Origin of the sequence: Pseudomonas sp. ACN5, from assembly GCF_002303975.1 — a bacterium.
In the GTDB taxonomy this organism is placed as follows: Bacteria; Pseudomonadota; Gammaproteobacteria; order Pseudomonadales; family Pseudomonadaceae; genus Aquipseudomonas; species Aquipseudomonas laurylsulfatiphila.
Window position 1 is genome coordinate 478843 of the sequence record NZ_MRCP01000002.1, and the last position, 13726, is coordinate 492568.

A 13726-nucleotide genomic window follows, 5' to 3' on the forward strand; every position below is an offset into this window, starting at 1 on the left:
GCCCCATTCGCGAGCAAGCCCGCTCCCACATTTGGTTTGTGGCAATCGGTAACGTCAGCAGCGCCCTTCAATGATCGCCGCATACCCCTCGCGAAAACTCGGGTACTTCGGCGTCCAGCCCAAAGCCTTCGCCCGCGCATTACTGCAACGCTTGCTGCCGGTGCGCCGCACGCTTGAATCGTCGTCCCACTCAGTCACGCCCAGATACCCGCGCAACCAGCCCACCACATCGGCCAGCGCTGCCGGCTCGTCATCGACGCCGATGTAGACATCCTCCAGCGCCACACCACGCCGGTCCGCCTCAAGCAGGCACGCCATCAATCCTGCGGCATCGTCCGCATGGATCCGGTTGGCATACAACGGTGGTTCAACCGCCACGCGATAACCCCGGCGGACCTGAGTCAGCAACCACTCACGCCCCGGACCGTAGATGCCGGTCAGTCGCACGACACTGGCCGGGATACCGCTCTTGAGCGCGATCTGCTCGGCCTCGAGCATCACACGCCCAGAATAACCGGACGCCACCGTAGACGAACGCTCATCGACCCACTCGCCATCCTGCTGCCCGTAAACACTGCTGCTGGACACAAACAACAGGCGATTGGGCACCTGACCGTAGTCGTTGAGCCACTCCAGCACATGCTCCAGTCCCTGGACATAGGCAGAACGGTAGCCGGCTTCGTCGTGATCGGTGGCTGCCGCGCAATACACCAGGTAATCCACGGCACCGATCGGCCAAGTGGCCGGGCAGTCTTTGTTGAACAAATCACCGGCAACGCCGATGACGCCTGCGGGCAGGCGTGAAACATCCCGCCGCAGGCCATGAACCTCCCATCCCGCCGCCAGCAGCTGTGTGGCCAGGCGGCTGCCAACATCACCGCAACCGGCGATCAAAACAGTAGGCGCAGACATCAGAAAACTCCTATCGCAAAGCCACAGACTAGCGCCGGCAACAGACAGGCGGCTAGCAATGCAGGAAAAAAAGAGACGCTATTACTTCTGTTAACAAGAATTACTTGCAATAATACGCCCCACTTTTGTTCTCGGCCCTTCGAGGCCTGGAAGAACTTCACCCGTTTTTTCTCTCAGGTCCGGCCAGCATGACACGTAATCAACTCTCCGCTTCGCCAACCAAACGACCTCGCGCCTGGAGCGCGGTGGCCGCCCTGCTCCTCAGCCTGATGCTCGCGCCAGTCGCGGCTTTCGCCGATGCCCAGGCGCCAGCAACTCCGGCCGCCGCAGCCCCTGCACCGACTGATCACGCCGCCCCGGCCGTCGCTCCCGCCGCGACCGATCCTGCCCAGGCAGCGCCGACAGAAACTCTGGGTGAAGACGTTCCTGAAGTCCTCGAAGCCGACAACACCCTGGGCATGGCCCATGACCTGTCGCCTTGGGGCATGTACAAGAATGCCGACATCATCGTGAAAATCGTGATGATCGGCCTGGCCATCGCCTCGATCATCACCTGGACCATCTGGATCGCCAAGGGTCTTGAGCTGATGGGCGCCAAGCGTCGCCTGCGCGGTGAAATCGCCCAACTGAAAAAATCCACCTCTCTCAAGGAAGCCAGCGCCACGGCGGCGAAGGAAGGCACCCTCGCCAACCTGCTGGTGCACGATGCTCTCGAAGAGATGCGCCTGTCGGTCAACAGCCGTGAGAAAGAAGGCATCAAGGAACGCGTCAGCTTCCGCCTTGAGCGCCTGGTCGCGGCCTGCGGTCGCAACATGAGCAGCGGCACCGGCGTGCTGGCGACCATCGGTTCCACCGCGCCCTTCGTCGGCCTGTTCGGTACCGTGTGGGGCATCATGAACAGCTTCATCGGCATCGCCAAAACCCAGACCACCAACCTCGCCGTCGTCGCTCCCGGCATCGCCGAAGCCCTGCTGGCCACCGCACTGGGCCTGGTTGCAGCGATCCCTGCGGTCGTGATCTACAACGTCTTCGCCCGCTCCATCGCCGGTTACAAAGCTCAGGTGTCCGACGCGTCGGCACAGGTCCTGCTGCTGGTCAGCCGCGACCTCGACCACCAGCCTGAGCGCAGCTCGCAACCGCACATGGTGAAAGTGGGGTAATCGGCCATGGGCCTGCATTTGAAAGAAGGGGCAGACGACGATCTGTCCGAAAACCACGAAATCAACGTCACGCCGTTCATCGACGTGATGCTGGTGCTGTTGATCATCTTCATGGTGGCAGCCCCGCTGGCCACCGTGGACATCAAGGTCGACCTGCCCGCCTCCACCGCCAAACCGGCGCCGCGGCCAGAGAAACCGGTGTTCCTCAGCGTCAAGGCTGACCAGCGCCTGTTCCTCGGTGAAGACGAAGTGAAGGCCGAAGCACTCGGCGCCACCCTCGACGCCAGGACCCAGGGCAAAAAAGACACGACGATCTTCTTCCAGGCCGACAAAGGCGTGGATTACGGCGACCTGATGAGCGTGATGGACAACCTGCGTTCAGCCGGTTACCTGAAGGTAGGTCTGGTCGGACTCGAGACGGCAGCCAAGAAATGATCACGACGCGCCATAAGCTGACGCGTTACAGCGGTAGCCTGGCCGTGGTGCTGGGCGTTCACGCGCTGGCCATTGCGCTGGCGCTGAACTGGTCCGCTCGCCCGCCCATCGAATTGCCTCCTCAGGCAATGTTGGTCGAACTGGCACCGGCCCCCGCCCCGCCACCGCCTGCTCCGCCGAAGGTCGTCACCCCACCGCAGCCACCGGCTCCGGTTGAAGAACTGCCGATCCCCAAGCTCGCCGAAGCGCCGAAAGCCGAGATTGCCGTGCCCAAGCCCGTCAAGCCAAAGCCAAAGCCACAACCGCCCAAGCCGGTAGAGAAGAAACCCGAACCGCCGAAGGAAAAACCGGCCGAAGAAAAGCCTGCCGAAACGCAACAGACTCAGGCGCCAACGGAGAAATCCGCTCAGCCTGCACCGGGTCCTTCGCCGGCTCAACTGGCGGCCAAGGCCAGCTGGCAAGGCACGCTGCTGGCGCACCTGCAGAAGTACAAAAAGTACCCTGCCAGTGCACAGGCACGGGGCAAGGAAGGCATGAACCGCCTGCGTTTCGTCGTGGATGCCGAAGGCAATGTGTTGTCGTTTGAGCTGGTAGGCGCCTCGGGCACTGCCGATCTGGACCGGGCCACCCTGGAAATGATCCGCCGCGCTCAACCGCTGCCCAAGCCACCGGCCGACATGCTGACCAATGGCTCCATCGAAATCGTTGCACCCTTTGTGTATTCGCTGGAAAAACGCCGTCGGTAAACGCACCACCGCTCCCACAGAGATTTCTGCCAACAGGAAGGTCGCGTTCCAAACCAAAAAGGCACCGAAAGGTGCCTTTCTCTTATCTGCCAGCGGCAAACCGGCATTGCCCGGTGTCACCGGACACGTTCAGTCTGATAACGTGCGTCTATCGATTGCAGCCGGTATGCTTGGCCCGCAACTACATGGACGCTTGCTATGACCCTCACAGAATTACGCTACATCGTTACCCTCGCCCAAGAGCAGCACTTCGGCCACGCGGCCGAGCGTTGCCACGTCAGCCAGCCGACCCTTTCGGTGGGCGTGAAAAAGCTTGAAGACGAACTCGGTGTGCTGATTTTCGAGCGCAGCAAAAGCGCCGTGCGCCTGACGCCGGTCGGCGAAGGCATCGTGGCCCAGGCGCAAAAAGTGCTGGAACAGGCCCAGGGCATCCGCGAACTGGCCCAGGCCGGCAAGAACCAGCTGACGGCCCCGCTCAAAGTTGGCGCGATCTACACTGTCGGGCCGTACCTGTTCCCGCACCTGATTCCACAACTGCACCGGGTCGCCCCGCAGATGCCTTTGTACATCGAAGAAAACTTCACCCACGTGCTGCGCGACAAACTGCGCAACGGTGAACTCGACGCGATCATCATCGCCCTGCCGTTCAGCGAAGCCGACGTGCTGACCCTGCAGCTCTACGACGAGCCGTTCTACGTGCTGATGCCGGCGCAGCACCCGTGGACGCAAAAAGAGTCCATCGACGCCAACCTGCTCAACGACAAGAGCCTGCTGCTGCTCGGCGAAGGCCACTGCTTCCGCGATCAGGTACTGGAAGCCTGCCCGACCCTGACCAAAGGCAACGACGGCGCCAAGCACACCACGGTGGAATCCAGTTCCCTGGAAACCATTCGCCACATGGTCGCGTCCGGCCTCGGGATTTCGATCCTGCCGTTGTCGGCAGTCGACAGCCACCACTACGCCCCCGGCGTGATCGAGGTGCGTCCATTGTCGGCACCCGTACCGTTCCGCACCGTGGCCATTGCCTGGCGCGCGAGCTTCCCGCGTCCGAAGGCGATTGAAATCCTCGCCGACTCCATTCGCCTGTGCTCGGTGGCCAAGCCAGCGGCGCAGGTTGCTGCGGGCTAAGCGACGGTCATGAGCGAGTTGTCGCAAGTGTCGGTGACGGCACTCAAGGGTGTCGGTGAAGCCATGGCCGAGAAACTGGCCAAGGTCGGCCTGGAAAACCTCCAGGACGTGTTGTTTCACTTGCCCCTGCGCTATCAGGACCGCACCCGCGTGGTCCCGATCGGCGCGCTGCGACCCGGGCAGGATGCGGTCATCGAAGGCACGGTCAGCGGTGCCGATGTGGTCATGGGCCGTCGGCGCAGCCTTGTGGTGCGACTGCAGGACGGCACCGGCGGACTCAGCCTGCGCTTCTACCATTTCAGCAATGCACAGAAGGAAGGCCTCAAACGCGGCACGCGGATTCGCTGCTACGGCGAGGCACGGCCCGGTGCTTCGGGGCTGGAAATCTACCACCCGGAATATCGCGCCATCACTGGCGACGAACCACCGCCGGTGGATGAAACCCTGACTCCGGTCTACCCGCTCACCGAAGGCCTGACCCAACAGCGCCTGCGCCAGTTGTGCATGCAGACCCTCACCCTGCTGGGCCCCAGCAGCCTGCCCGACTGGCTGCCCAACGAGCTGGCCCGCGACTACCAACTGGCTCCACTGGCCGATGCAATCCGCTACCTGCACAACCCGCCCGCCGATGCCGACGTCGATGAACTCGCCCTCGGCCATCACTGGGCACAACACCGCCTGGCTTTCGAAGAACTGCTGACCCATCAACTGTCGCAACAGCGCCTTCGTGAAAGCATGCGCGCCCTGCGTGCGCCGGCGATGCCCAAAGCCACCCAGCTGCCGGCCAAATACCTGGCCAATCTCGGCTTCAGCCCGACCGGCGCCCAGCAACGGGTCGGCAACGAAATCGCCTACGACCTCAGCCAGCACGAGCCCATGCTGCGGCTGATCCAGGGCGACGTCGGCGCTGGCAAAACCGTGGTTGCCGCCCTTGCCGCCCTGCAAGCGCTGGAGGCCGGTTATCAGGTCGCACTGATGGCGCCTACCGAGATTCTCGCCGAGCAGCACTTCATCACCTTCAAGCGCTGGCTCGAGCCGCTGGGCATTGAAGTCGCATGGCTCGCCGGCAAGCTCAAGGGCAAGAACCGCACCGCCGCGCTGGAGCAAATCGCCAGCGGCACGCCTATGGTGGTCGGCACTCACGCGCTGTTCCAGGACGAAGTGCAATTCAAGAACCTGGCGCTGGTGATCATCGACGAACAGCACCGTTTCGGCGTGCAGCAGCGTCTGGCCCTGCGGCAGAAAGGCGTCGGCGGACGCATGTGTCCGCACCAGTTGATCATGACCGCCACGCCGATTCCGCGCACGCTGGCCATGAGCGCCTACGCCGATCTCGACACCTCGATCCTCGACGAACTGCCCCCCGGCCGCACCCCGGTCAACACCGTGCTGATCACCGACACCCGGCGGGTCGAAGTCATCGAACGGGTGCGCAGCGCTTGCGCCGAAGGGCGACAAGCCTATTGGGTATGCACGCTGATCGAAGAGTCGGAAGAGCTGACCTGCCAGGCCGCCGAAACCACCTTTGAGGACCTCACCGCCGCCCTCGGCGAGCTGAAGGTCGGGCTGATCCACGGCCGCATGAAACCTGCGGAAAAAGCCGCGGTGATGGCCGAGTTCAAGGCCGGAAACCTGCAACTGCTGGTCGCAACCACGGTGATCGAAGTGGGCGTGGACGTACCCAACGCCAGCCTGATGATCATCGAAAACCCCGAGCGTCTGGGCCTGGCGCAACTGCACCAGTTGCGCGGCCGCGTCGGCCGGGGCAGCGCCGTCAGCCATTGCGTGCTGCTCTACCATCCGCCGCTGTCGCAGATCGGCCGCCAGCGCCTGGGCATCATGCGCGAAACCAACGATGGTTTTGTCATCGCCGAAAAGGACCTGGAATTGCGCGGCCCCGGCGAAATGCTCGGCACCCGCCAAACCGGTCTGCTTCAATTCAAGGTCGCCGACCTGATGCGCGATGCCGATTTGCTACCCGCCGTACGCGATGCCGCCCAGGCATTGCTCGAACGCTGGCCGACCCATGTCAGCCCGTTACTCGACCGATGGCTGCGTCATGGCCAACAATACGGCCAAGTGTGACAAGCGTCACAGTTTCTGAGGCGTGGCTTTAGGCAAGCTGGTTATACTCCTGCAATTGTTTAATCACGGATACAGACCATGACCGACGTTGCCTTCGCACCCGATACCCCGCACGCTCCGTCGGTTATTCGGCTGATGCTGGGCAAGTTGGCCATTGCCTACGAAGAAGTGCTGGACCATCACGGCCTCAATGCCGCACGCAAAGTGCAGGCCGTTCTGCTCGATGACAGCGTCGGCGCGTTGATGGTGTTGTTCCCGCAGAGCCAGTTGCTGGACCTCAATCGCCTGACCGAACTCACCGGTCGCCGCCTCACTGCCGTGCCCACCGAACGCCTGACAAAAATGCTCGGCAAGCACAACCTCAGCTTGCTGCCGGGCCTGCCGGTGCTGACCAGTTCACCCTGCCTGTACGACGAAAGCCTGCTGCGTGAGCCGAAGTTGCTGATCAACTCTGGTGAGCCGGGCGTGCTGCTGGAAGTCTCCAGCGAAGACTTCAAGACCATGCTGACCAAGGCCAGCGCCGCCAACTTCGGCGAAAACCTGACCAGCATCCGTCCGAACCTCGACCGCCCCGATGACGACCGCAAGGAAATCACCCAGGCCGTCCAGGCGTTTACCGCGCGGCGCATCCAGCAGCGTCTGGAAGAGACCATCGAGATTCCGCCGCTGGCTGAAACCGCGCAAAAGATCATCAAGCTGCGTGTCGACCCCAACGCCACTATCGACGACATCACCGGCGTGGTCGAAACCGACCCGGCGCTGGCCGCGCAAGTCGTGAGCTGGGCAGCGTCGCCGTACTACGCCTCGCCGGGCAAGATCCGTTCCGTGGAAGACGCCATCGTGCGCGTGCTGGGCTTCGACCTGGTGATCAACCTGGCGCTGGGCCTGGCCCTGGGTAAAACCCTGAGCCTGCCCAAGGACCACCCGCAACAAACCACGCCGTACTGGCAGCAATCCATCTACACCGCCGCCGTCATCGAAGGCCTGACCCGCGCCATGCCACGCACCCAGCGCCCGGAAGCAGGCCTGACCTACCTGGCCGGCTTGCTGCACAACTTCGGCTACCTGCTGCTGGCCCACGTGTTCCCGCCACACTTCTCACTGATCTGCCGCCACCTGGAGGTCAACCCGCACCTGTGCCACAGCTTCGTGGAACAACACCTGCTGGGCATCAGCCGTGAACAGATCGGCTCGTGGCTGATGCGCTACTGGGACATGCCCGAAGAGCTGTCCACCGCGCTGCGCTTCCAGCACGACCCGGCCTACGACGGCACCTACGCCGAATACCCGAACCTGGTCTGCCTGTCGGTGCGCCTGCTGCGCAGCCGAGGCATCGGCTCCGGCCCCGACGAAGGCATCCCGGACGCACTATTGGAACGCCTCGGCCTGAGCCGCGCCAAGGCCGACGACGTAGTCAGCAAAGTGCTGGAGGCTGAAGTGCTGCTGCGCGAACTGGCGTCGCAATTCACCCAAGGCTGAAAAGCATCGCGGGCTAGCCCGCGATAGGGCCGACTTCAGCTTTGGATTTTATAACAGGCTACGCAAAACAAACGGATACCCCCCCGCGTACCCGATAAGAACCAACTTGCTGTCCTTTGTCAGCGCCATGTGGTTATACATGCCTTTATGGTCGAACCAGCCCTTACCGTTGAACGAAGTATCAAGCTGACCAGTGGGCAAATAGCGTGCTGCCACTGATCTTGCAACCAGGATTGTGTTGTTATTCTCTTGCCAGGCACAGTTTTGCCAACCCCCCCCATCGGGCAATATGCTGGAGAACAATGGCTTGCCAGCATTAAACCCAAAATTGGGAGACCCATTGGCGTTTAGAACTGCAATCCAGGGGGTAGATGGCAAACCAAAATCATGAGTCTTGGCAGCGGAGCCAGCCACTACAATCGCACCATCGCTGTTCCTGACTGAAATTGTCCCGGCCCTAATATGCTTTAGTTCGTCATTCTTAATAACGAACTTCTGACCATTGAAGCTGCGATCTCTCTTCCCATCCTTTTCCAAACGAATGACAAAAGCGTTTAAGGCTGCATTTTCAGAGTCATCCTCAAGATAACTACCAAACACCAGAATTTTTTCTTCATCCGTTAGCGCAATGCTGATGACTTCATGATCAAGGCCATCAAGGTTGATCAATAATTTACCGCCATCACCAAAGGTCGTGTCATATTTGCCGTCTGGCGTAAGTCGAATCAGCAATCCACGTACCCAGTATCGACCATTGTCCTGGCCGTAAATCCCACTGTGCGCGACAAGAATCCTGCCATCTTTCTGCACGCACACAGAACCGCCAATATATCCGGCTGCCATGGTTAAACTTTTTGCTTCACTTGTATTGTCGACATTTTTTCGGGGGGGGAATGACTTCCGGGAGCGTAATGACGCTGCGTCACGAGAGAACAGTCTATAGGGGTCTATTTTTTTATAACCCTCCTCTCCAAAATCAGTATCCAGCTGGCCATCCTTATTCAGCCGAGCAACAACCATATCTCGCTGCCCCATTTCATCAAGGTACGTACCTTTCAAAAGGAATTTGCCCTCCGAGTATGGAAATAGTCCACATCTAGGGGCTACGCTCCAGTGAATTGGCAAGATCGTCGACCCATTGTCGCCAAAAGAAGTGTCGAAGACTCCACGATCATCCATTCGCCTTAGCCTCATCGACACAACACCAACACCATCACGCCGGTATTGATCGGCACAAATCAGCTTTCCATTCATCGGAAGAACCGAATATAAAACAGCCCTCCACTCTTCTATTTCCACTACACCATTTTTACCAAAGGACGGGTCAAGTGTTCCTGCTGTCACTGTTTCACTCTGCATCTGGCTCATGATCGCACTCCACGTGTGTAGTAAGGCTGAACTACCCAATGCTCAGCACAGTGGAGCACGCAACAAGCGCAACTGTGACCTGTCAGGAATGACAGTCATTTAGTCTTCTTCGAACTAAAATCGACGGAGATTAGTCCGAAACAACAACCTTTATGGCTGTCATTGAACAGCAACAGGCTTTTTCTTCGGCTTCAAATACTTGGTCAGCCCCTGGAACCAGATCACCAGCGCGGGGTTGCCCTTGATCTGAATCGATTTGTCCTGAATCCCGGTCATGAACGCCAGTTGCTTGTTCTTCGCCTGCATCGTGGCAAAGCCATACGCGGCATCTTTAAAGGCAATCGCAAACGCAGGCTCGGCATGCACACCCGATTGGCTGGTGATGCGCTGGTCCTTCACGCGGAAATGCCGCGCCACTTTCCCGTCCAGGGTCTGCAGCTGAAACACCAGGTCCTTGTCACCCAACTGCTGCTGAAACGCCGGATTGGTCCGGCTGGCCTTACCCATCAACAAACCCAGCATCCACAGCAGAAAACGAAATTTCATGCGCACAGCCTCAGAAGGAAAATGAACGGCCTGGGCAGTTTAACGGCTTCAGGCGATAACACCACTATCTACTTGCGTTAGAAGAAGATCAGAACCATTACCCTCACGATGACTACCAAGTCACAATTATCCACACCACCTTCAAACGAAACACAATCGGTAGGAGCTGCCGAAGGCTGCGATCTTTTGATCTTCAACCCTGCGCCATCTCGCCGACGATGTTTGCTCGCGATAGCGCCCTCACTGACGCCATCGCCAGCAAGCCGGCTCCAAGGCGGTATTTCAGGTACAAAAAATGGGCACCCAACCCTGGTTGGCGTGCCCATTTTTTATTCCACCCCCCGCTACGCGAGAGGCGAAAACGGCTTACGGATTAACGCTGTCTTTCAACGACTTGCCTGGCTTGAACGCAACGGTGTTGCTGGCCTTGATTTTGACAGGCTCACCGGTTTGCGGGTTTTTGCCGGTGCGGGCACCGCGATGGCGTTGCAGGAAGGTGCCGAAGCCCACCAGCGTCACGCTGTCTTTGCGGTGCAGGGCACCGGTGATTTCTTCAAGAACGGCGTTGAGAACGCGGTTGGCTTGTTCTTTGGTGAGGTCTGCTTTTTCAGCAATGGCTGCAGCGAGGTCTGGTTTACGCATGTGAGTGAAGCCCCTTTGACGGTTTGTTGTTGTTATGTCCGTGCTGCTCTCTGTGGAGCAGCGCCAAAAGCGCCGCAGGTGCTCTACTCTGCGGCAGACGGGAGTGAGGATGGCACGCAGTGAGGCCCCGCGCCAGTATCGGCGCGGCCATTGTTAGGGCAAAAGGGGGGTGATTCCGACAGAACGACCGGTATTTATGCCAACAGGGCTGGAAGCTCTTTGTTCAGGGCCAGTTTTTCCATCACGGCGGCACCGGTGAGGGCATAACCGAGCAGCTTGCCCGCAGCATCGCGGCATAAAACCTTGATGTCGGCGCCCTGCCCTTCGACGGTCCAGATGCCTTCTGCACCCCGTGGCGGCGGAGATACCACCAGCGGGCACACCGGGGTTTTGACGGTGATCGGCATCGGGCCATAGGTGACGGCAGTCGGGTTGCCGGCCAGGGTTTGCGCCAGCGCTCGCGCACAGCTCATCAAGGGCATCACGTACAGCAGATTCAGCCCATCGACCTCGGCACAATCGCCCAGGGCGTAGATGTTGGCATGGGAGGTCTTCAGGTGCCGGTCGACCATGATGCCGCGGTTGACCTGCAGGCCGGCCGCAGCCGCCAGGTCGACACGCGGGCGCAGGCCAATGGCCGAGACCACCACGTCGCACGGGATCACCTGACCATCGGACAGGTGAGCTTCCAGGCTGTCCGCCACACGTTGCAGGCGGTTGAGCACCGGCCCGAGGTGGAAACGTGCACCGAGGCTTTCCAGGCCAGCCTGCACCGCTGCCGCAGCCGCCGGGTGCAGCAGGGTCGGCATGACTTGTTCGCACGGAGCAACCAGTTGCACTTCGTAACCGCCCAGGGTCAGGTCGTTGGCGAACTCACAGCCGATCAGGCCGGCGCCGAGCAGCAGCACGCGGCGCTTGCCGGCAGCCGCTGCACGGAAGCGTGCGTAATCTTCCAGGTCGTTGATCGGGAATACGCAATCCGCCGCGTCACCTTCAATGGGCACGCGCACGGTTTCGGCGCCCCAGGCCAGGATCAGGTCACGGTACATCACCGCCTCTTCACCGATCCACAGGCGCTTGTGGCCCGGGTCAATGCCGCTGATGCGCGTGTGGGTGCGTATTTCGGCCTTGAGTTGTTCGGCCATGGCGCCGGGTTCGGCCATACTCAGGCCGTCGGCATCCTTGTTTTTGCCGAAGCCGGTGGAGAGCATCGGCTTGGAGTAGGAGCGCCCGTCATCGGCGGTAATCAAAAGCAGCGGGGTTTCGCTGTCGAGCTTGCGAAACTCGCGGGCGACATTGTAGCCAGCCAGACCGGTGCCAATGATGACGACAGGTGCGTTCATTCCTTACTCCTCAATTATTCAGGCAGCGATTTCGATCATTTCAAAATCCATTTTGCCCACACCGCAGTCCGGGCACAGCCAGTCTTCCGGCACGTCTTCCCAACGGGTGCCCGGCGCAATGCCGTCATCCGGCCAACCGTCGGCTTCGTTGTAGATCAGGCCGCAGACGATACATTGCCACTTTTTCATCAGGTACTTCCTCAGGGTTCAGGCGTTTTGCCGGCCGGACGGTCGATGGTTGTAGCACTGCCGTCCAACTCAGCGCGTTTTGTACTGATCGGTGCCGCCGGATGCAAGCGTGTTCAGCGCAACGGCAGGCCAATTCAATCGATATCGGTGGCTGACATGTTAAGCTCGCCGCCTCATTTGCTGCCAATAATGACTCATTGTGCAACACACAGAATCCCCCTCTCCAGCTCCTCTCTGGCTCTCGCGCAGCGAACTGGCGCCCCTCCCCGATGCTTCCATCCTGGACTGGCTGTTCGACGAAGGCTCGCTCACCCGACGTCTGATTCATCTGTCGAATGATGCCTTCAGCGTCTCGCCGATGTTCGAGGGCTGGCAAACCTTGCGCGCCGACGAATGCGCAGCGCTGGACCTGGCCGACGGCAGTGAAGGTTGGGTGCGCGAGGTGTATCTGCGCGGTCATGGTGAAGCCTGGGTGTTCGCCCGCAGCGTAGCGGCACGCAGTGCATTGCAAGGCGACGGCTTGCACATGGACGAATTGGGCAGCCGCTCCCTGGGTGAATTGCTGTTCTGCGATCAGGCGTTTCAGCGTCGGGCCATCGAGGTTTGTCATTATCCTCAAGAATGGCTGCCGGGCGAGGTGCGGGCACCGGATCTATGGGGCCGCCGTTCACGTTTTGACCGCGGCGCGTTGAGTGTCCTGGTGGCCGAAATCTTCCTGCCTTCCCTGTGGGACGCCGCACGCGCCCAATCGGAGAACCTCTGATGTACCAAAGCCTGCTCAAGTCCTTGAACCGCTTGAACCCTCGGGCCTGGGACTTCATTCAGCTGACGCGGATGGACAAGCCGATCGGCATTTACCTGCTGCTCTGGCCGACGCTGTGGGCGCTGTGGATTGCCGGCAAGGGTTCGCCGTCCCTGGCCAACATTGTGATTTTCGTCCTGGGCGTAGTGCTGACCCGCGCCGGTGGCTGCGTGATCAACGACTGGGCGGACCGCAAGGTCGATGGTCATGTGAAGCGTACCGAGCAGCGCCCGCTGGTGAGCGGCAAGATCAGCTCGAAAGAGGCGCTGGTGTTCTTCGCCTTGCTGATGGGCGTGAGCTTCCTGCTGGTGCTGTGCACCAATGCCGCGACCGTGTGGCTGTCGCTGGGCGGCCTGGCATTGGCGTTCAGTTACCCCTTCATGAAGCGCTACACCTATTACCCGCAAGTGGTGTTGGGCGCCGCATTTTCGTGGGGGATGCCGATGGCGTTCACCGCAGAAACCGGTGAATTGCCGGCTGCCGCATGGCTGCTGTGGATCGCCAACCTGCTGTGGACCGTGGGTTACGACACGTATTACGCGATGACCGACCGCGATGACGACCTCAAGATCGGTGTGAAATCCACGGCAATCCTGTTCGGCGATGCGGACCGGGCAATCATCCTGACTCTGCAAGGACTGGCGTTGGGTTGCCTGTTGCTGGCGGGTTCGAAGTTCGACCTGGGTGGCTGGTTCCACCTCGGATTACTGGTGGCGGCGGGCTGCTTTGCGTGGGAGTTCTGGTACACCCGCGACAAGGACCGGATGCGTTGCTTCAAGGCGTTTTTGCACAATCACTGGGCGGGCCTGGCTATTTTCGTCGGGATTGTGCTGGATTACGGGTTGCGTTGACCGTTGAAAAGCTCGCGGCCTGCGGCAGCTCCTGCCGCAG

The 13726-nt window shown here is 60.4% G+C and carries 14 protein-coding genes; 8 read left to right on the forward strand and 6 right to left on the reverse strand.

Annotated features, from left to right (window positions below; genetic code table 11):
* Positions 1-54: 54 nt before the first annotated feature.
* Positions 55-912, reverse strand: a complete 858-nt coding sequence (locus tag BSF40_RS05450; RefSeq protein WP_095964339.1) for an SDR family oxidoreductase — start codon at positions 910-912, stop codon at positions 55-57.
* 188 nt (positions 913-1100) lie between these two features.
* Here BSF40_RS05450 and exbB point away from each other — a divergent pair, with 188 nt between their 5' ends.
* The 6 genes from exbB (at position 1101) to BSF40_RS05480 (ending at position 7945) form a co-directional block, all read left to right on the forward strand.
* Positions 1101-2072, forward strand: coding sequence for a tonB-system energizer ExbB (gene exbB, locus BSF40_RS05455; protein ID WP_095964340.1), 972 nt, complete (start codon positions 1101-1103; stop codon positions 2070-2072).
* 6 nt (positions 2073-2078) lie between these two features.
* Positions 2079-2507: a TonB system transport protein ExbD gene (exbD, locus tag BSF40_RS05460; RefSeq protein WP_007975187.1), complete on the forward strand. Its 429-nt coding sequence runs from the start codon at positions 2079-2081 to the stop codon at positions 2505-2507.
* Positions 2504-3253, forward strand: coding sequence for an energy transducer TonB (locus tag BSF40_RS05465; RefSeq protein ID WP_095964341.1), 750 nt, complete (start codon positions 2504-2506; stop codon positions 3251-3253). Before exbD ends, BSF40_RS05465 begins: the two co-directional genes overlap by 4 nt.
* Before the next feature lie 198 nt (positions 3254-3451).
* On the forward strand, positions 3452-4381 hold the full coding sequence (locus tag BSF40_RS05470; protein ID WP_095964342.1) for a hydrogen peroxide-inducible genes activator: 930 nt from the start codon (positions 3452-3454) through the stop codon (positions 4379-4381).
* 9 nt (positions 4382-4390) lie between these two features.
* Entirely contained in the window at positions 4391-6466 is a 2076-nt protein-coding gene (gene recG / locus BSF40_RS05475; protein WP_095964343.1) for an ATP-dependent DNA helicase RecG, read from the forward strand.
* Positions 6467-6544: 78 nt separating this feature from the next.
* Positions 6545-7945, forward strand: coding sequence for an aminoacyl-tRNA deacylase and HDOD domain-containing protein (locus BSF40_RS05480; RefSeq protein WP_095964344.1), 1401 nt, complete (start codon positions 6545-6547; stop codon positions 7943-7945).
* 48 nt (positions 7946-7993) lie between these two features.
* On the opposite strand, the gene BSF40_RS05485 is transcribed toward BSF40_RS05480, so the two are convergent.
* From BSF40_RS05485 to BSF40_RS05505, 5 genes are all read right to left on the reverse strand, one after another.
* Complete coding sequence (locus BSF40_RS05485) at positions 7994-9313, reverse strand: delta-60 repeat domain-containing protein (protein WP_095964345.1); 1320 nt, start codon at positions 9311-9313, stop codon at positions 7994-7996.
* Between the two features lie 159 nt (positions 9314-9472).
* Positions 9473-9859, reverse strand: coding sequence for a helicase (locus tag BSF40_RS05490; RefSeq protein ID WP_095964346.1), 387 nt, complete (start codon positions 9857-9859; stop codon positions 9473-9475).
* Positions 9860-10225: 366 nt separating this feature from the next.
* Positions 10226-10501, reverse strand: a complete 276-nt coding sequence (locus tag BSF40_RS05495; RefSeq protein WP_003195589.1) for an HU family DNA-binding protein — start codon at positions 10499-10501, stop codon at positions 10226-10228.
* Between the two features lie 194 nt (positions 10502-10695).
* Positions 10696-11844: an NAD(P)/FAD-dependent oxidoreductase gene (locus tag BSF40_RS05500; RefSeq protein WP_095964347.1), complete on the reverse strand. Its 1149-nt coding sequence runs from the start codon at positions 11842-11844 to the stop codon at positions 10696-10698.
* An 18-nt stretch (positions 11845-11862) separates the two neighbouring features.
* Positions 11863-12033, reverse strand: coding sequence for a rubredoxin (locus tag BSF40_RS05505; RefSeq protein ID WP_007975200.1), 171 nt, complete (start codon positions 12031-12033; stop codon positions 11863-11865).
* 199 nt (positions 12034-12232) lie between these two features.
* Here BSF40_RS05505 and BSF40_RS05510 point away from each other — a divergent pair, with 199 nt between their 5' ends.
* Both BSF40_RS05510 and ubiA read left to right on the forward strand, forming a co-directional pair.
* Positions 12233-12796 (forward strand): chorismate lyase, encoded by a 564-nt coding sequence (locus BSF40_RS05510; RefSeq protein WP_095964348.1) that lies wholly within the window; start codon positions 12233-12235, stop codon positions 12794-12796.
* On the forward strand, positions 12796-13686 hold the full coding sequence (gene ubiA, locus BSF40_RS05515; protein ID WP_095964349.1) for a 4-hydroxybenzoate octaprenyltransferase: 891 nt from the start codon (positions 12796-12798) through the stop codon (positions 13684-13686). The genes BSF40_RS05510 and ubiA overlap by 1 nt, the downstream gene beginning before the upstream one ends.
* Positions 13687-13726: the final 40 nt, after the last annotated feature.

What these genes read in the sequence shown, in the direction of transcription:
- BSF40_RS05450 (WP_095964339.1), bottom strand. Translation starts at nt 912, where the DNA reads ATGTCTGCGCCTACTGTTTTGATCGCCGGTTGCGGTGATGTTGGCAGC.
- exbB (WP_095964340.1), top strand. Translation starts at nt 1,101, where the DNA reads ATGACACGTAATCAACTCTCCGCTTCGCCAACCAAACGACCTCGCGCC.
- exbD (WP_007975187.1), top strand. Translation starts at nt 2,079, where the DNA reads ATGGGCCTGCATTTGAAAGAAGGGGCAGACGACGATCTGTCCGAAAAC.
- BSF40_RS05465 (WP_095964341.1), top strand. Translation starts at nt 2,504, where the DNA reads ATGATCACGACGCGCCATAAGCTGACGCGTTACAGCGGTAGCCTGGCC.
- BSF40_RS05470 (WP_095964342.1), top strand. Translation starts at nt 3,452, where the DNA reads ATGACCCTCACAGAATTACGCTACATCGTTACCCTCGCCCAAGAGCAG.
- recG (WP_095964343.1), top strand. Translation starts at nt 4,391, where the DNA reads ATGAGCGAGTTGTCGCAAGTGTCGGTGACGGCACTCAAGGGTGTCGGT.
- BSF40_RS05480 (WP_095964344.1), top strand. Translation starts at nt 6,545, where the DNA reads ATGACCGACGTTGCCTTCGCACCCGATACCCCGCACGCTCCGTCGGTT.
- BSF40_RS05485 (WP_095964345.1), bottom strand. Translation starts at nt 9,313, where the DNA reads ATGAGCCAGATGCAGAGTGAAACAGTGACAGCAGGAACACTTGACCCG.
- BSF40_RS05490 (WP_095964346.1), bottom strand. Translation starts at nt 9,859, where the DNA reads ATGAAATTTCGTTTTCTGCTGTGGATGCTGGGTTTGTTGATGGGTAAG.
- BSF40_RS05495 (WP_003195589.1), bottom strand. Translation starts at nt 10,501, where the DNA reads ATGCGTAAACCAGACCTCGCTGCAGCCATTGCTGAAAAAGCAGACCTC.
- BSF40_RS05500 (WP_095964347.1), bottom strand. Translation starts at nt 11,844, where the DNA reads ATGAACGCACCTGTCGTCATCATTGGCACCGGTCTGGCTGGCTACAAT.
- BSF40_RS05505 (WP_007975200.1), bottom strand. Translation starts at nt 12,033, where the DNA reads ATGAAAAAGTGGCAATGTATCGTCTGCGGCCTGATCTACAACGAAGCC.
- ubiA (WP_095964349.1), top strand. Translation starts at nt 12,796, where the DNA reads ATGTACCAAAGCCTGCTCAAGTCCTTGAACCGCTTGAACCCTCGGGCC.